The organism is Paenibacillus germinis, from assembly GCF_013141785.1.
In the GTDB taxonomy this organism is placed as follows: Bacteria; Bacillota; Bacilli; order Paenibacillales; family NBRC-103111; genus Paenibacillus_E; species Paenibacillus_E phytorum.
In genome coordinates this window covers 22527-40172 of the sequence record NZ_WHOC01000195.1, presented here as the reverse complement: position 1 = coordinate 40172, position 17646 = coordinate 22527, and the positions used below count along the sequence as shown (strand labels likewise).

The window sequence follows — 17646 nt, the reverse complement described above, 5'->3', positions numbered from 1 at the left end:
CGGAGGGTATCGGGAATGAACGAATCGGGAATCATTTGGATGGAGCTTCCGCCAGCGCCCTATTACATTACGACCGGCTTATCGACCTTATATCCGGGAGAGCAGCACCCGAGCCGACGAAATATCGGCATCTTCGATCTGCTTTGGGTTGTCAAAGGGACACTATTCATTGGAGAAGGGGATATGCAGTGGGAGGTAACGGAAGGACAGACACTGCTGCTATTACCCGACCGTTATCACTATGCGGTGAAGCCCTGCGAGACCGAGACTGTTTTCTATTGGAATCACTTCGACTTTAAAGGGAGTTGGCTCCAGGCGGACAATGCTGTAAACCCAGCCTACCCGGTCCAGCATGCATGGGCAAATCCCTATACAATTCGGATTAGGCAATATGCCTCACCGTCGGAGTTTCCCCTTGCCGAGTGCCACCTTCGCAAAATGCTCGCATCGTCAGACCAACATCGCTCGGCGACCTTTTGGAACGAGCAGCAGCTGTTCATGGAGCTTCTGCGTCTACTAGAGGAAGGGTATAGTGGAAGCAGCATCTCTCCCGCCTTAAAGCTCGCGGAGAAAGCGGAAGCTTACCTTCGGCAGCACTATCAGGCTGATGTGACGAATGAATCACTTGCGGAGGCTCTTCATTATCACTCGAACTACGTTGTTAGGTGCATGAAAGAGATCTACCACTGTACTCCGATGGAATATCTGCACGAGTATCGCCTGGAACAAGCAAAGATGCTGCTGATCAAAACGGATTGGCCGGTCGGCCAAATCGCCGAACGCGTCGGTTTTGGGTACGCCCCATACTTCTCCAACTGCTTCAAACAGTATGCCGGCATCTCACCTCTGCGTTTTCGCAAGCAGTTTTCACATTAGTTTTACTAATTGTGGACCTCATCGCAGTTTAATTCAAAAACGAGCTGTTTTCATTTCTGCTAGAACTGTATCTTCATAGGCATGCTTTTCGCCTCGAATGATGTCTTGGACACTTACTGGCTGACCCGTATGTCCAGACTCCAAGGCAGCGAACACGACTCCCAATGCATCGAGACCACGTTCAGCGCTGGAAATAGGCTGCTTTTGCTCAGCAATCGCTTCCCACAATTCAATGTAAGAGTGGGCAAAAGGGTTTTCTACAACTTCAGGCGCGTAACGCTGGATGATTTCGGAATGGGTAACAATTGATTTGTCTTCAAGTGTTACGTGTTGACCAGGACGCAGGCATCCTTTGCTCCCGTAGATCCATACCCCGTCAGTCTTCTCGCCGTGAGCTGCTGTACTGCACATCCAATGACCCAGACCTCCATTCTCAAAACGGAATACAGTGACAGATGTATCTTCTCCGGTAGGGTGAATGGTTGTTTCTCCGTTGTTTAATTCCTTTTCAAAAATTCGCGTATAGGAGAACACTTCTTGGATAGGCCCATTCACTTCCGTGAAGAAATGAGTGCGGTGAACCCCGTGATCGTTAATCCAGCCTGCGCCCGCGCGGCCTTTCATATGACGCCAAGCAGTTCCAGCAAAAAACGAGCGTCCCAGTGTGATCGTTGCGTAATCCATGATCATATACACATCGCCGATTAAGCCAGCTTTTACTGCGCGCGCCATCGCAACATTACCAGCACCCAGCACACTCGGTTCAGAAAGCGTCAATACTTTATTGAACTTCTTAGCATCAGCAAGCATTTTGCGGCCAAAGGAAGGGGAAATCGCCAACGGTTTTTGCATTTGCACGTGGATGCCTGCTGAGAAGCAATCCTCCGTCACTGTATGATGAAGATCATGATCCAATAAGACGGAAACCGCATCCAGACCGCCTTGCTCCAGCATCTGGTGATACTCTGTGTATACAACCGGCCGGAGCCCAAGCTGCCTCTTCACCTCTACGGCAAAAGCCTCCGCTCTCTCTAACTTAAGATCGCAAACAGCCGTCAGCTGAAAGGTCAGCTTGTTCTCATCTTTTAATTTCTTTAAGCCTTCCAGGTGCGCACCGGAAATCACTCCGCAGCCTATGAACCCGATTTTCATCCAAATCTCCCCATTCCTTTGAACAATGATGTAGATAAACTTATTCGTATCTTAACAAAGGATTGATGCAAATGATTTCAATATACTCTGTTCCTTTGCTTAGAATTTTTCATAAAAAAAATCCCTTACCATTGCCTGCTGCGGCAAATGTAAGGGACATGTTACTGATTAATTGGCGACCCAGGTCACATTCTGGTAATAGGCTCTGCCTCCAAACAGATTAAGACCGAAAATACCACTGCTGAAATGCGAATCGTTGACATCTATTACCGGCATGGAACCACCGTCAAAGTAGATTTTGATGTTCGTCCCGCTGGTCACAATTTTCACGTGATAAGTTTTACCCGACTGCAGAAGCATCGGCACGCTGCCAATGATTTGCGAGCTGGTAAAGCTGCCGTTCAGCTTGTAGAGTAAACGCAGAGTTTTCAGACTTGGATCGACATTGAAATAATAGCCGTTCGAACCAGTGGCATCACCGCGGAAGATGATGGATCCTGCTCCTCCAAGCGCATCCAGCTTCATATCGGCTTCATAAGTGAAGTTGCCGCCTGTTACCGTGGACATATAGTTGCTGTCCAGATCAAAATAACCTGCAATCCCGTCAGCCGTCGGAATCCATTGCGCTTGATTGGTTGAAGTCCATCCTGTCAAATTCGTGCTGAATGCAGGACCTACCTGTACGACTGTTGTACCCACAATCGAGCCGGACTGTGTCGTTGCTGTAATAACAGCGCGTCCAGGACTGATTCCGCTTATACTGGCACTTCGGGCGTCCACATCCGATACAGTGGCAATTGTAGAATTGCTTGTGCTCCAAGTCAAATTCTTGTTCGTTGCGGTACGCGGCAATACAGTCGTGTAGAGCTGCTGCGTCGAGCCAACGCCGATCTCCAGCTTGGGTTTATCCATCACAACTTTTTGCGGAATGGTTCCGCTAGTCGGTTCGTCGCGCCATGTATTTGCTAGCGGATACACATTCATGGTGACTACTGTCACATTGCCGCCTGTCGCATAGAAATTCAAGCCGTCACGGGCCGAATCCGGCAGTATAATGTCGGAGAAGACGACCTTGCCGTCATTGCCGAATACCTCAACGGAGGATTCATCGACATAGATGTGCATTTTCACATGGTTGCTTACTGGACTCACGACTACATCATTTCGCGAAGCAAAATTAGCTGTGAAATCAGTCCGGCCCGCATTCACGCGGTCCACGAACATTTTGGAAGAAGGCGGCTGATAACCTACAACGGTTTTTTGACTGCCAAGCTCTCTAAGACTAAGCCCGAACTCGGAGGCTGCGCCCGATGTAGGAATCAGGAAATCAGCATCGATTTCGTATGCGTTGCCGGATAAGCCGGACAATAAATTTGTGCTCGTCGGTGTTATGGTTACGTTGTTAAATGTAGTGGCTGTGCCGCGAAGATTATTCATCTCAGTAACCGGTTTCTGGGCAAGCCGCACACCCTCCGGATACGTCACCAGTGTAAGCTCACGCGGTATCGACAATTGACCGTGGAACGGGAACGTTGGCTCACTGAAAGGATTATCCCAGTTGCTCATCCAGCCGATTTCAATTCGGCGCGCATTCGAAGGAATGTCCGAGAAGGTTATGGCCGCATACATATCCTTGCCATATTCGCTTCTAAGCACGGTGCTGGCCGGATTGTCACTGGTAAAAGTCGACCCGTCGAATGAACCTACAAAATATTCAGACGAGGAACCGTTCGTTTGCGTCGCTGGACCTGTACTGATCGAAAGCACCCATTTCTTGTTCGTCGCCTCCCCATCTACCCCAAGCTGGAAAAAGTCAGGGCATTCCCAGGTACCTCCATGCAGATAGGCACCAAAACCAAATGAACTTGTAAATGTCCAGGTCAGCAGGTTAGTGGACGTATAGAAACGGATATTATCCCCGCCAGATACAACCATCACCCATTCATTGTGATCGCTGTCCCAAACAACCTTAGGGTCACGGAAGTCCCATCCGTCGTTCACGCCGCCGGGATTCTGTACAATCGGATTTCCTGAATACTGCTGCCAGGTTCTCCCTTTGTCGGTGCTGTAGGCGAGACTGATTTTCTGATTGCCCCCGACTTTATCGGGGTCATAATTCGTATAGAAAGCAACGAGACCAGAGCCGCCGCCAAACAATCCTGTCACATTGTTCGTATCCACGACCGCTGAACCTGACCAAGCATTGCCCAAATCATTAAGGGGAAGCGCGATAGGAAGACGTTTCCAATGTGTAAGATCGGTGCTTACCGCATGCGCCCACCGACCTTCGTCCTGATGAAACAGATGATATTCACCTGCATAATAGACGAGTCCATTGGGATCGCTTGCCTTGCTTGCTTCCTGCGTATAGTGATACCCAGGACGGTACATTTCATTCGAATATGCGCTTAAATCGGTTACAAGCACATTCTGAAAATAGGCTGTTCCATTGTACGCATTCAGTCCAATTTTACCTGTAGAATAGGTGCTGTCAGTCGCATTAATCGCCAGAGTTGCATAGCCGTCTACATATACTTTGATGGATGATCCGCTTACGATGATCTCAACATGGTACATCTTTCCTGTATCGATCGTACGCGCAGATGTGGCAATCGTCGTTCCAATGCCCGCTTTGAATAAACGGATTTGATCCAGGTTAGGATCAATGTTGAGTATATAACCGCTGGTAGCGCTTGCATTGGCACGGAAAAGAAGCCCTGCTGTTGCGAAAGGCGTAGCGGTATCCACTTTCAAGTCGCCTTCAAGCACGAAATCGGACGCTGTGTTCGCTGCGATTCGGAACGCGTCCACCGCCCCGGTGCTAACGGCTTTCACACCGTCCAAATGCGGAGTCCAGTTTCCATTGATGGCCGTCCAGCCTGCCAAATTCGTGTTCGCGTCACTGATCAGAATTTTTTGGAATTTGGCACTGCCGTTGAAGACATTCAGCCCGACAAAGCCTGACGAATAGGCTGAATTCGTAACCGTCAGAATCGGATCGTAGCCATCCGCCTGCAAATAATTGGTTTGCAAATAAACCTTGAGCACAGTGCCTTCAGCTTTCACCTTTATATGATAAACTTTGCCGGTATCCAGGGTGACTGTTTGCGTGCCAAGCGTTACATCGCCGCTGATGTTGAACAGACGAAGCCTGTCCAGATTCGGGTCCATCTGCAGGCCGTATCCCTGTGTTGCGCTGGAATTCGTACGAAAAAGCATCGTGGATACCGCATAAGTGTCTTCAATAAGCACATCCGCCTCATACGTAAAATTATCCGAGCTCGTAGATGAGATTGCATACGCATTTTGCCCGCTGGAAGCCGTCCCTCTCCAGCCTTGTGTCGTAGGCGTCCAAGTTCCTGATGTCACATTCCAGCCTGTTACATTCGTCGTTGTTTCATACTGATAAGCATTCTGGAAATAAGCCGTTCCGTTATACACGTGGTAGCCCAAGTTCCCTGTGGAATACTTCGTATCACTGACGGAAATCGCCAGCACGCTGCCTAGATAAACTTTGATTTGCGGTCCGTCAGTCATTACCTTCAGATGATAAGAAGTACCTGTATGAATCGTTGTTGCATACAGTGTTCCCACATCGGAGCCAGTAGCATAGTCGAAAAGCCTTACACGATCGAGATTCGGGTCTATGCTGACCACGTACCCTTTGGTACCGTCTTCACTGGCTCGGAAGACAAGGGAACCTACGCCGAATGCAGAGGCGCTGTCTACTGTCACATCGGCTTCGTACACAAAATTAGTCCCGGATGTAGTTGTCGACATGGCAAAAGCATTCGCATTCGCTGCGCTTACTCCCTTAACTCCGCTGCCTGATTGGATAGACCAGGTTCCGGATATAGGTGTATAGCCCGGCATATTCGAATTGAAGCTTGAAGCGTAAGCTCTCGTAACTCCTAATGACGCCGTACTTGTAACGCCAAGAATTAGAAGCGCTTTCAACATCCATTTGATCCTTATTTTCATGCACGCTCATCTCCTAATTTTAATTCACGAGAATTGTAAGCGCTTTTATATTGAGGGAAAAGAAAAGCGCTTCCTCGCGCTAATCTTACAATCGATGACCTGCTTACCCTTCCGTTGTTAACTTCCATGTGTCCAAGCTTTCCAGAAATGCTTCTCCATTCCTGGCAAACAGCTTGATTCCCAGACTGTCAGGTTTGGGGTAAATGCGGTTCGTTACGGTTTTCAGCCCGTTATTAGCAAACAGCTCAACAGAAGAGCGATCAATGAATATGTGCAGCTTAATGCGGCCGTCCTCCAGTGGACTCAGGTTTACTTCACTCACACCCGTTTCGCCTGTACCAGAGTGATTACGATCCACGCTAAGCTTCCGGTCAGCAGCCGAATAGCTCACTTCCGTGTACTCGGAACCATCTTCTGAACAGCGAAGCAGCAAACCGAACTCAACATCGCTAGCTGATTGATTCGTGTTAAAAACAGCGATAAGTTCAAGCGCATCCCCATGAATTTCTGGCAAAGGTACTTCCGTACCCGCACAGATAGACAGATTGCTGACACGGTGATGAGTCCCGCGCATGGCTCTCAATTCCTCCACAGGCTCTATCCGCAGCGTTCCGTCCTCTGAAAGTTTCAGCTCGCGAGGCAGGGTAAAAGCCCCCATCCAGCCATGCTCCTGCTCCGGCATTTGAGCGCCCCAAATATTCATCCAGCCAATGAGAATACGCCTTCCCTGTCCGTCCAGGAACGTTTGCGGAGCATAGAAATCAAAGCCATAGTCCAGCCGTTCCGCATAACGGTAGTCGAATAACCCGGTCTCATAGCTAAACTTTCCGGTTAGATACATCGTCTTGGTCGTTCCCATATTCATAGGGGAAATGACAAGCACATGATCATCACCACTCCCTAATGGAAACAAATCTGGGCACTCCCACATATCCCCCATCGTGCCATCGCTTTCAGCTGCGACTCCGATATAGCTCCAATCCCGCAGATCAGGAGATTTATACAGCAGTGCTTTACCCAAGCCGTCTTTCCCGTATCCAATAACCATGTACCATACACCATCATGCTGCCAAACCTTTGGATCCCGAAATCCGAAGCCACCTTCCTCTGGTGCGCCAGCAATAACCGGGTTATACGCTGCTTTGTTGAAAGTAACCCCATCTGTGCTTGTCGCAATGCACTGAACCTCAGTGGGTGTGCGTCCATCGACATGCCCCGTGTAGATCAACGTCAGCACGCCGTTATCGTCCACAGCACTGCCAGACCAGCAACCATATCCACCGGTTTCTCCCCTATCGTAAATTTCCGATGGCGCCAACGCTACAGGCAGATGCTCCCAGTTCACCAAGTCTTTACTTTTGGCATGACCCCAGTGCATCGGCCCATTCTTTGGCTCATAAGGATTGTGCTGATAAAAGGCATGATACTCCCCTTTATAATAAATCAGGCCATTCGGATCATTCATCCAGCCCGCTGGAGGCATCAAATGATAGTAAAGCCTGTAGTTCCCCTCCGCCACTGCTGCAGAAGCTTGCTCCAACGCCTTATTTGCTAGATCGACTCGTTCCTCGTGAACCCTGTTTAGTTCTTTGTCTCCTTGATCACTCATTCTATCTCACCCTCATTCCTAATCTCTTATTGCACATTTCCTGTTCGGATTAACGTATGAATTTCTTCTATTGTTCCAAGGGAAGGAATGGCACCTTTCCGAGTCGTCGCTAAAGCACCCGCTGCATTCGCAAATCTCAAAGCGCTGCATAGTTCATCTTCACTCCAAGCGTGTAAAGGTTTCCCCAGCTTTAACACTTCATGTAGAAAAGCCCCAAGAAAGCCATCCCCTGCACCCGTTGTATCAACGGCATGAACAGAATAGCTATCAACCTTCCCCCACCAATCCTTCATTCGATAAAATGAGCCTTTGGGTCCCGCTGTTACTAATAGCAGCCCAATGGAATACCGCTCCATCAACTGTTTGGACGCAATCTCTATATCCTGCTGCCCTGTCAAGAAAATGATCTCTTCTTCAGATACTTTCACGAGGTCAGCCAATCTCAAGCCCGCATGAATAGCCTCCTTAGCATGCTGTTCGTCCTCCCACAAAGAAGGACGCCAGTTGGGATCATATGAAATAAGCGCACCTTTCTCCTTAGCTTTCTGCACAGACTTGATCGTAGCCGTGTAGGAGGGTTCCACTGTCATCGAAATCGATCCAAAGTGAAAAATCCGCGTTCCCTCCAGCATGGCCAGATTCACCTCATCCTCTCTCAACAGCTGGTCAGCACCGGGCTTTCGTGAGAAATGAAAGGACCTCTCGCCTTGCGAATCCAAATGTATGAAGGCCATTGTCGTATGGGCCTCGTCAGATGCGATAAGCCCAAGATCTGATACACCCTGCTGTTGCAAGGCTTGCCGCAAATACCTACCAAAGGGATCATTTCCCACCTTCCCAATGAACCCGGTCTTCATGCCGAGCTTAGCCATAGCGGCCACAACGTTCACGGGAGCTCCTCCCGGATTGCGCTCAAACACAGGCTGTCCGGCGTCTGATAAACCTAGAGGTGTAAAATCAATCAAGTATTCCCCTAGTGCAACTGCATCATAGTTCATCTTAAGCTTCCTTTCTCTTCATTATGCAAACTCCTCGGATCAACCCTTAATACCTGACATCGTGATCCCCTGAATATAGTAGCGCTGTAAAAATAAGAACAGCAGCAGAATCGGCACTGTTGATAACGTGTTCGCCGCTAATACTTTGGACCAATCCGTCCCTTCGTTAGAGGAAAACGTGGAAATACCGACTTGGATCATTTGCATCTTCTGATCATTGATAACAATGAGCGGCCATAGATAGGAATCCCAATTGCCTAGGAATGTCATCAGGCCGAGTGTAATTAATGCGGGAACGGCTGCCGGAAGCACGATGGATACGAAAGTGCGCGGTAGGCTAGCTCCATCTATGCGTGCCGCTTCCATCATTTCGTTCGGGACCTCTGCGAAAAATTGCCGCAGCATAAAGATGCCGAACACGGACAACATCGAAGGTACGATCAGCGCTTTATAAGAATTAAGCCAGCCCAGATCATGCATGAGCAAGTAGTTCGGCACGAGCGTAACTTCACCCGGTATAATCATCGCTGACATAAATAAGGCGAACGCCACTGTTTTAAAGCGAAACTTGAGTTTCGCAAATGCAAATGCAGCCATTGAATTAATGATAAGCACAAGCGCGGTTACGATCGAAGCCACGAACAAAGTATTCCAGATATAACGAAGAAACGGATTGCGCGCATTGAAAATAACATTATGAAAATTACGTCCCGTCCATTCCACAGGGATCAGAAGATGAATATTCAGAGACGTATATTTAAAAAGCTCCTGGTACGGACGAAACGAGCCGGCGACCATCCATAGGATCGGAGCGACTGAAATCAGAGCGATCACAATCATGATGGTCATTCTTACGATGTTGGTTATCCTCTTCATGGCGATTCCCCTCTTCTTTAATCAGCGTCTTTGCTAAACAGCTTCATTTGGATAAGTGAAATGGTCAACACGATCGCAAAGAGCACAAAAGCTGCCGCTGTCGCATACCCCATTCTCATTTGCGTAAAAGCCTGCTTATAGATATAGAAAACAACCGTCTCCGTCGAGCTGTTAGGCCCTCCATTTGTCATTACGAAGACGAGCCCTGACAGCTTGATAGCATCTATCGTGGTCATAATGACAACGAAGGCCATGGTCCGATTCAACAGCGGAAGTGTAATTTTGAAAAACTGCTGAATCCTAGATGCGCCATCCACTCTAGCAGCTTCGTACAGATCAGGAGAAATATTGTTCAAACCTGCGAGGAAGATGATCATGAAAAATCCGGCGCCTTTCCAGATCCCGAGCACAATAATGCCATTCATCGCCGTGTCTGGGTCGGATAGAAAGCTTGTAACCGGCAGGTGCAGAGCCTTGAGAACACTGTTCAAGAGCCCAAACTCTTTGTTGTAAATCAGCTTAAATACCGTTGCAGCCACCGCAGTCGAAATGATAACCGGGATAAAATAAAGCGTTCGGAACAGACCTGCCGCCGCCGTTTTCTTCTGGATCAATAACGCTAACCCCAGAGCAACGCTCGTTTGAATCGGAATCACGATAATCGCAAAATAAAATGAATGCTTCAGACTGTTAAAGAAGGCGCGGTCCTTCATCAAATGCACATAATTATCCATGCCGACAAATACATCGCCTGCGCCTACTAGCGAATAGTTTTTAAAGCTGATGATGAAGGCTTGCAGCATTGGGTAGAACACAAAGACAAGCAATAAGGCTATCGCCGGGAAAATAAACCAGAATGCAGTGGCTTGCTCATGCCTTCGGAAGCTTTGCGATTTTTTTTTGGTTTCTATCACTGTTTGTATCGCAGTATCCATGGTTCATCTCTCCATTCCACTTCTGTCAATTTGTATCGTAAACAAAAACCTTAAAGCTCGAAACCACACTGCCATCTGGGCTAATCGCCTTGATCTCCGCCTGTCCGGCCTGAACGCCCTTCACCAAAGCTCCTCCGTCAACAGCTGAAACTGTTGCTATCGCATCGCTACTAGACTGCCACTTCAACAACTGCGGAGCGCTTAAAGGAATGACCGAAGCTTCAACCTGCTGACTGCCATTCACTGGAACATCGAGCGTGCTCTTACTTAACACAATCCGCTGCGGCTTTACGGCATTCACATCCTCATTCCGCCATACCGTTTGCATCGGATAAAAATGAGCATCGTCCAGCGTGACGCTGCCTTCCAAGGCCTTTAGCTCCAGTCGGTTACTCGTCGGATCTGGGAATATCAGGCTGGAGACGACAACCTCACCATCGTTCGCAAATACCTCAAGACTAGATTCATCTACGAAAAATCGGAGTTTAAGCTTGCCATCCTTCAGCTTCAGCGGTACCGAAACTTTCTCAGCGAAACCCTTCTCGAACGAGGTGATGCCTGAGTGTGTTCGATCTACCGTCAGCTGCTCCGTCTTGGCATCGTAGCTGACGCTCGTTTCTTGGTCGCTCCCTTTTCTTAGCTTGAACGCTAATTTCGAATTCGGCTGAACAGATAGTTCGGTAACCATCTCATAAGATGTTCCTTTGATGGCCTCAAACGGATTATGTCCTGCAGTCAGTTCCTGCTTGGACAGGGCAACTTCTTTACCACGCAAAGTCTGGAGTTCTTTCACAGGCTCCTGAATCAGCCTCAATCCTTGATCAGGGATATTCCTCAGCCTAAGCTCGCGTGGGATGGACATGTTCCCCTTCCAGCTGCCCGTCGGCATCGCGAACGGATAACGCCAATTAGACATCCAGCCCAGCCAGATGCGGCGTCCATCTTTGGACGGGATATCCGAATAGGACACAGCGGCATAGAAGTCTTTGCCATAATCCGTCCATAGCACGTCAGATGGCTTATTATCATTCTTGAACGTTAGCCCGTCGAACGTACCGACGAAGTATTGCGCTGCGGATCCTTTCGTCGTGTTGTTACTGCCTATACTTACCGCCAGTACCCACTTCTTTGCTTTGGAGCCCTCCAGCGGCAGCTCGAATAAGTCCGGACATTCCCATACGGCCGCGTGCGAGCCTTGATCACTCCCGAATTCGCTGGTCATCTTCCATGATTTGAGGTCGGGTGATGTATAGAAGCGAACACGGTTATCGACAGACACAACCATCACCCAAGAACGTGTAGGCTCATGCCAGATGACCTTCGGATCTCGAAAATCCTTCAAGCCCTGATTCGGAATCACCGGGTTTCCTTCATATTTGGTCCATGTCCGGCCTTTATCCGCACTGTAGGCAATGCTTTGCGACTGAACGCCGCCTTTGAAATGGGTGAAAATCGCGACCAAGCCCGCTTTGCCGCCAAAAAATCCGCTCGTATCCTTGCTATCTACCACAGCGCTCCCAGACCAAATCTCTCCTAGTGAATCCCGAGCCAGAGCTACTGGAAGATGCTCCCAGTGGATGAGATCCTTACTTACCGCATGTCCCCATTGGCCGCTGTTTTGATAAAATTGGTGATACTCACCTTCAAAATAGACCATCCCATTCGGATCACTCATATTCCCGGATTCCGGTGATAAGTGATACTGTGGACGGAACTTTTCTGTATAATAATTCGGATCACTCACATACGTAAAAGCTGAGCTATCTGCTGCATCCGACGATCTGTCATCTCCTTTAACCAGAACAGCCACCCCCAATCCTAGAAGTACGACCGTGGCAGTACCAACTGCCCATAACCCTAATTTCTTCCGCATACTTCCTCCTTGTGCATGTCGCCATCATTTCTGTATGGTAATTGTACCGAGTCCGCACGAAGAAAGATTTCAAAATCATCGGGAGTTGCCTTTCAATTTTATTTGCAGCAGCAGTTAAAACACTTCCAAGTAGCTAGCATTCCACCATAACCAACGACAAATAAGAGCCTCTAAAGGCTCTTATTCCGCTCTATTAGCCACTTTCTGCGCAAATAGAAGCTCCCAAAGACTCTTATTTCTCAGAGTAGCTAGCTCTCCCCGGCAAATGGATATAGGGCTACCCTCAAGGTCATTGACCTTTTGGAACAGCCCTATTTCAAATCTGCATATGCAAGCTACTACACCTTTTTACTTAGTAGTTCTTCCCGATACTCCTTAGGTCCTTTGCCGTAATATTTTTTAAAAGCGGTGCTAAAATAACTCGAACTGGAATAGCCAACCAGCGTAGCAATATCCGTTAGCTTCAGTTCATTTTCTTCCAGCAGCACCGTGGCCTTACTTAGACGCAATTTCGTGACGTAATCACTAAAAGTAATGCCCACGCTCGTCTTAAACAAGCCGGACAAGTAGGTCTCGTTAAGATGAAACATGTCTGCAAGAGAAGCCAGCGTGAGCTCGTAGGAGAAGTTCTCATCCACATAATTGCGAATCGCTTCGATCATCTGCTGACCGCTGGAGAACCTCGTTTTCCTCACTTCATTCATCACCAATTGCGCCATTTCATGAAGCTGCTCCAGCACTTGCTCCCTTGAGGAATAGTCTCTCACCGTCATCTGACAGTTCCATAGATAGCTTTGCAGCGATGCGTCACCGAGTTCGAACTTCTTGGCTATCGCATTAAACAGTAAAATAATCCGAAGCGTCAAAAAGGTAAATACAAACATCGGCGTGTCTCGATCAGCGGAGAAAATGGTATGCAGCTGCTTAGTAAATGCAGGCATATCCAGATTTTCAATGGTTTGCATCAGCTTTCTCTCTACTTCCGGTGAAAACGCATGTGTCATTGCCAGCATATTTCGGTTCGGCTCAGCCTTGACTGATTGGATCGTGCCTTGACTCCATGCCAGCATGCTCGATGCATAACCATCCTTCAACTGCCTCAGCCCGGTGATGGACTCGCCTATGCCGACTACACTCTCAACTCTCAGGTAGCTTTTGATATTCCGCTTGAGCTTGCGCACGAAGTCATCCATGAAACGACCATGATACACAGGATCTTGAATAAGAATCAGAAAATGCATCATGGCAGGATGACTAATGGAATAAAAGGGATACACTTGCTCCCAATTTTCAGCAGACTCCCGGCAAAGCATTTGGAATGCCAGATAGAGTAAGTCTTTCCGCTCACTCCAATCGTCCAAACGTCCTTGTGGAATTCTCATCTCTACCGTCACAAACTGCGCATGTACATCATCTATGGTCAAAGAAGACAGCTGTAATTGCTGCATCCGTTCTTTCACGGTTGATACACTAAACCATTCATCCTTCACCAGCTGCCAAATTAATTGTTCCTGCATCAGCTGAAGCTGTTGGTGATTCTTCATTTCCTCTTGATCCTGTTCACGTATTCGATTGCGGTCATCTTCCAATTCTTCGGACAGTTTGGCAAGTAGTGCCGTTAATTCGCTGCGAACCACAGGCTTTAATAAATAATCTTTCACACCCAACTGAATGGCTGCCTTCATATATTCAAAATCCGAGTAGCCCGAAAGTACGATGATACGAAGATGGGGGAACTTCTCCTTACTAGCTTTGATGAACGCTATACCGTCCATTTGCGGCATTCGGACATCCGTAATCACAACATCGGGCAGCGGCTGCTCACTAAGAATCTGCATGGCCTCCAGACCATTAGCTGCTTCGAATTCAATTTGGAATCCGGCGGATTTCCAATCGATTTTGGCTTTAATACTGTTTCGTACACCGACTTCGTCATCAATCAGCATAATTCTGTACATCTATGTTGTCAGCTCCTTAACAGAGGAAGGTATAAGGTCAATTCTGTCCCTTCGCCCAACCTGGATTGTAAGCCTAAGTGAAATTGCTCCCCATAATTCAACCGACATCTCGATAACACATTGCGAAGTCCGATGCTTTGCCCCTCGCTGCTAAGAATAGCAACGGAATCACCTGTCTTAATCTCTGCCAGTAAATCTTGTACCAACTCGGAGGACATGCCAATTCCGTTATCTTTGACGCAGATCAGCAGTCTTTCGTCTTGTACCAGAGTCCGCAATGTAACCTGTGCGACGCCGGCCTTCTCCAGACTATACTTCACTGCATTTTCAACAAGGGGCTGAATAATGAACTTGGCAATCAAGACATCATCTGCCGCGGGATCTTCCTCGATCACGACTTGCAATCGCTCTTCATGTCTCAAATGGAGAATGAACAAATAGTCCCGAATATAGCTCATTTCCTCAGCTACTCGGACCAGATCGCTGTTCATGTTCAGCGAATACCTCATCATTTTGCCTAATGCCTCGGTGGCGTCCATCACTAAGTCTTCCCGCTTCATGGCAGCGAGACCGCTAATAATTTCAAGCGTATTATTATAGAAATGCGGGTTAATTTGCAGCAGCAGCGCCTTATATTCAGCATTCTTTCTACGTAAATTCGTTTCGAATTCGGTTTCGATCAAATATCTCAACCTATGCGTCATTTGCTCGAAAACCCCCGTCACATAGCCGACTTCACTATGTCCTTCCCTGACTCTCGGCATCACATGCAGAGCCTGATTAAATTCGCCGCGCTGCACATGCTTCATCGCTTTGCCCATCACACTAAGCGGTTTGGTAATACCTGCGGACAACCAGAAGGCCGTTAGCATAGCGAGAATAAGCAAAAGGGCGGTAACCAAAAGCATCGTTTGCCTGATATGAGTGATTTTCTCATACAATTCTCCTTCGGGAACGGTGCCTACAATGGTCCAATTTTGAGCAGGCAATTTGCGAAAAAAAAGCAGATTCGTACTCCCTTTATCCTTAATAGGGAAAATCCCGCTAATCTCCTCCTCGAATCGTTTATCGATTTGCTCAAGACCATTCCTTAGAATGTCCCGATGTTCTGAAATATTTTGATCCAGCACACTATTGCCTTCACTCGTTAGCAAAATCACTTTCCCAGTCTTCCCGACCCGAATCTTCTCAATCGCATTTCGAAGCAAGGTTGTGGGGTAATTGACTTTAATAAACCCGACATTCTTTAACGATTGCAGCTGTACCAGTGGAAAAAGAAAGCTGTTAATCGATCTTGCTCTCATGAATTCGTCCGATTGATCGATATCTTTATGCGCTGTCGTCCAGCGCTTGCCCTCTGTCATAAATGCCGTAAACCACTCGCTATTTTTATAGGTTCTATCTTGCGTCCACAATCCTCCGGCATCCTCGGCAAAAGCGCTGATCGATATGCCATTAGAGTTGTTAACGGCATACGAAGAAAAATACTCCCGCAATCTCTGCTTCGTAAGCACTCTCTCCTGAATCGTATTATCCGGATTCAAATGAACCGTTAGCCATTCCTGCGTCGTTCGACTGCTCACGACCTGATTGCCCGTATCTTCAACCTGAGTAAGCAAAGTCACGACATGCGAAGCAAATTGTTCGATGGTTTGAGCGGTTGAAGATTCAATCGACGCCTTAATCGTTTTCGTCGCTTCCTCACTAAGGATATAAGCGAGTGCGGCAAAAGGGAGGATTAGCAATATAGAGAAAACAGCCATCAGACGGCTCCTCAATGAAAAAAACATGAAATCCCCCGTTTCTTATCCAGTCATCACACCTTTAATCATACACGTCAACCTTCTAGGGAAACAACGACAAAGAGACGATCATCGAAATGATTCGTCTCTATGAACTTCACAACCCTACTTTTTCTGCTGAGCCTGCACATCCGCATAAGCCTTATCAATCGTCGTGATGGCTTCTGCAATGGATGCATCAATATTCCGTTTGCCAATGGTGACATCCTCAAACATTTTATTCACAGCATCAGACATTTGCGGGAAGATCGGCGTAATCGGACGCGGTCTGCCATACTTCTGATTTTGGATGACGAAAATGTTCTTCGGATACTCATTCAATTCCGGGAAAGTCTTCGCTGAAGAGTAACGGGATGGAATATCTTTGGTCATTCCGGCATACGTCTTTTGTCCTTCCTCACCAGTTACCCAGTTAACGAACTTCCAAGCTTCATCCGGATGCTTGCTCTTCGATGAGATGCCCAGCGCCCAGCTGCCATTCGCTACCGCTTGTGCAGTCCCCTTAGGCAGAGGAGCAATGTCATAGTCTTCGCCCAGCTTGAAATTCGGGAATTTCTCTTTCAGATTCGCCAGAGACCAGGAGCCATCAATCGTAATACCCAATTTACCGTTCGGGAATGGATCCGGCGGATACTCCAGAGCAGATACTTTATCTTTGTTATACAGATCTGAGAAGAATTGAACGGCCTTCTTCGTTTGCGGTGAATCCAAAAAACCTTTCGACGTTTTACCGTCAGGACTCATAATCTCCCCGCCAAGCTGCCAAATGATCGGATACTTGAAGTAAGCCGTAGCACCCGCATTGCCGAAGCCCTGCGCAGGATCTATACCAAAGATGCCACTCGTTGGATCATTGATTTTCTTCGCAGCATCGAGCACCTGATCCCATGTCCACGGCTCATCCGGATTTTTGGAAGGAAGCGGAATACCCTTCGCTTGAAACATCTTTTTGTTATAGAACATGGCAATCGAGGATTCCGTTAATGGCGACATGTAAATTTCATTTTGATACGTATAGGTCGCAAGTGTTGATTTAGGAACATCATCGATATTCCCGTCCGTCTTGAAGTATGTGGTTAATGGCTTCAGAGCACCAGCATTTGCGTAAGAACCGACCGTAGGAGCATCTAACGCCATAATATCCGGCGGGCTACCCGAAGCGATGGATACTCGTAATTTCGTATCATAATCCGAATATGGAATCGGTGTCATTTCTACAGAGATGTTCGGATACTTTTGCATGAAGGAAGCAACAAGCTTGTCATAAGCTGCGTTCTCCGTATCGTTCCCCGAGTTTCTCCAGAACGTAAGCTTTACTTTCTCTTCTTTTTTAACAGCATTATCCGTTTGGTTGGGTACTGCTGACGACGTATTTCCGCCATCACTTTGCGTTGAACATCCCGCCAATAAACCACCGACAACGAGAGCGCTTACTACTGTTTGACTTAGTTTTTTCAAAATGTGAATGCCCCTTTCATTTATCTGTTGTTGTTGTTCTTGTCATCATCATATCAAAGGGGCCGGGATATTAAATTCAATATTCTCTGCTTAGAACTTATAAAATTATCATGATTCTGGTTATTGTA

11 protein-coding genes are annotated in these 17646 nt (G+C 47.6%); 1 reads left to right on the top strand and 10 read right to left on the bottom strand.

Annotated features, from left to right (window positions below; translation table 11 throughout):
- Nucleotides 1-15 precede the first annotated feature (15 nt).
- The gene (locus GC102_RS37615) at nucleotides 16-876 is read left to right on the top strand and encodes a helix-turn-helix transcriptional regulator (RefSeq protein ID WP_171694051.1); all 861 of its coding nucleotides are present in this window, start codon (nucleotides 16-18) and stop codon (nucleotides 874-876) included.
- Nucleotides 877-909: 33 nt separating this feature from the next.
- Here the strand turns inward: GC102_RS37615 and GC102_RS37610 are convergent, their stop codons facing one another.
- From GC102_RS37610 to GC102_RS37565, 10 genes are all read right to left on the bottom strand, one after another.
- Nucleotides 910-2028, bottom strand: coding sequence for a Gfo/Idh/MocA family protein (locus GC102_RS37610; protein ID WP_171694050.1), 1119 nt, complete (start codon nucleotides 2026-2028; stop codon nucleotides 910-912).
- Between the two features lie 168 nt (nucleotides 2029-2196).
- Nucleotides 2197-6009 carry a GH32 C-terminal domain-containing protein gene (locus tag GC102_RS37605; protein ID WP_171694049.1) on the bottom strand — a complete coding sequence of 1271 codons (3813 nt, stop codon included), beginning with the start codon at nucleotides 6007-6009 and terminating at the stop codon, nucleotides 2197-2199.
- A 103-nt stretch (nucleotides 6010-6112) separates the two neighbouring features.
- Nucleotides 6113-7618 carry a glycoside hydrolase family 32 protein gene (locus tag GC102_RS37600; RefSeq protein WP_171694048.1) on the bottom strand — a complete coding sequence of 502 codons (1506 nt, stop codon included), beginning with the start codon at nucleotides 7616-7618 and terminating at the stop codon, nucleotides 6113-6115.
- Nucleotides 7619-7644: 26 nt separating this feature from the next.
- Nucleotides 7645-8616 (bottom strand): PfkB family carbohydrate kinase, encoded by a 972-nt coding sequence (locus GC102_RS37595; protein WP_171694047.1) that lies wholly within the window; start codon nucleotides 8614-8616, stop codon nucleotides 7645-7647.
- 39 nt (nucleotides 8617-8655) lie between these two features.
- Nucleotides 8656-9492: a carbohydrate ABC transporter permease gene (locus GC102_RS37590; protein ID WP_171694046.1), complete on the bottom strand. Its 837-nt coding sequence runs from the start codon at nucleotides 9490-9492 to the stop codon at nucleotides 8656-8658.
- A gap of 17 nt (nucleotides 9493-9509) precedes the next feature.
- Nucleotides 9510-10427 carry a carbohydrate ABC transporter permease gene (locus GC102_RS37585; RefSeq protein WP_171694045.1) on the bottom strand — a complete coding sequence of 306 codons (918 nt, stop codon included), beginning with the start codon at nucleotides 10425-10427 and terminating at the stop codon, nucleotides 9510-9512.
- Between the two features lie 25 nt (nucleotides 10428-10452).
- Nucleotides 10453-12300, bottom strand: coding sequence for a GH32 C-terminal domain-containing protein (locus GC102_RS37580; RefSeq protein WP_171694044.1), 1848 nt, complete (start codon nucleotides 12298-12300; stop codon nucleotides 10453-10455).
- 338 nt (nucleotides 12301-12638) lie between these two features.
- Nucleotides 12639-14258, bottom strand: a complete 1620-nt coding sequence (locus GC102_RS37575; protein WP_171694043.1) for a response regulator transcription factor — start codon at nucleotides 14256-14258, stop codon at nucleotides 12639-12641.
- Between the two features lie 8 nt (nucleotides 14259-14266).
- Entirely contained in the window at nucleotides 14267-16021 is a 1755-nt protein-coding gene (locus GC102_RS37570; protein WP_246321351.1) for a sensor histidine kinase, read from the bottom strand.
- Between the two features lie 144 nt (nucleotides 16022-16165).
- On the bottom strand, nucleotides 16166-17518 hold the full coding sequence (locus GC102_RS37565; protein ID WP_171694041.1) for an ABC transporter substrate-binding protein: 1353 nt from the start codon (nucleotides 17516-17518) through the stop codon (nucleotides 16166-16168).
- Between the last annotated feature and the right edge of the window lie 128 nt (nucleotides 17519-17646).

What these genes read in the sequence shown, in the direction of transcription:
- GC102_RS37615 (WP_171694051.1), top strand. Translation starts at nt 16, where the DNA reads ATGAACGAATCGGGAATCATTTGGATGGAGCTTCCGCCAGCGCCCTAT.
- GC102_RS37610 (WP_171694050.1), bottom strand. Translation starts at nt 2,028, where the DNA reads ATGAAAATCGGGTTCATAGGCTGCGGAGTGATTTCCGGTGCGCACCTG.
- GC102_RS37605 (WP_171694049.1), bottom strand. Translation starts at nt 6,009, where the DNA reads ATGAAAATAAGGATCAAATGGATGTTGAAAGCGCTTCTAATTCTTGGC.
- GC102_RS37600 (WP_171694048.1), bottom strand. Translation starts at nt 7,618, where the DNA reads ATGAGTGATCAAGGAGACAAAGAACTAAACAGGGTTCACGAGGAACGA.
- GC102_RS37595 (WP_171694047.1), bottom strand. Translation starts at nt 8,616, where the DNA reads ATGAACTATGATGCAGTTGCACTAGGGGAATACTTGATTGATTTTACA.
- GC102_RS37590 (WP_171694046.1), bottom strand. Translation starts at nt 9,492, where the DNA reads ATGAAGAGGATAACCAACATCGTAAGAATGACCATCATGATTGTGATC.
- GC102_RS37585 (WP_171694045.1), bottom strand. Translation starts at nt 10,427, where the DNA reads ATGGATACTGCGATACAAACAGTGATAGAAACCAAAAAAAAATCGCAA.
- GC102_RS37580 (WP_171694044.1), bottom strand. Translation starts at nt 12,300, where the DNA reads ATGCGGAAGAAATTAGGGTTATGGGCAGTTGGTACTGCCACGGTCGTA.
- GC102_RS37575 (WP_171694043.1), bottom strand. Translation starts at nt 14,258, where the DNA reads ATGTACAGAATTATGCTGATTGATGACGAAGTCGGTGTACGAAACAGT.
- GC102_RS37570 (WP_246321351.1), bottom strand. Translation starts at nt 16,021, where the DNA reads ATGGCTGTTTTCTCTATATTGCTAATCCTCCCTTTTGCCGCACTCGCT.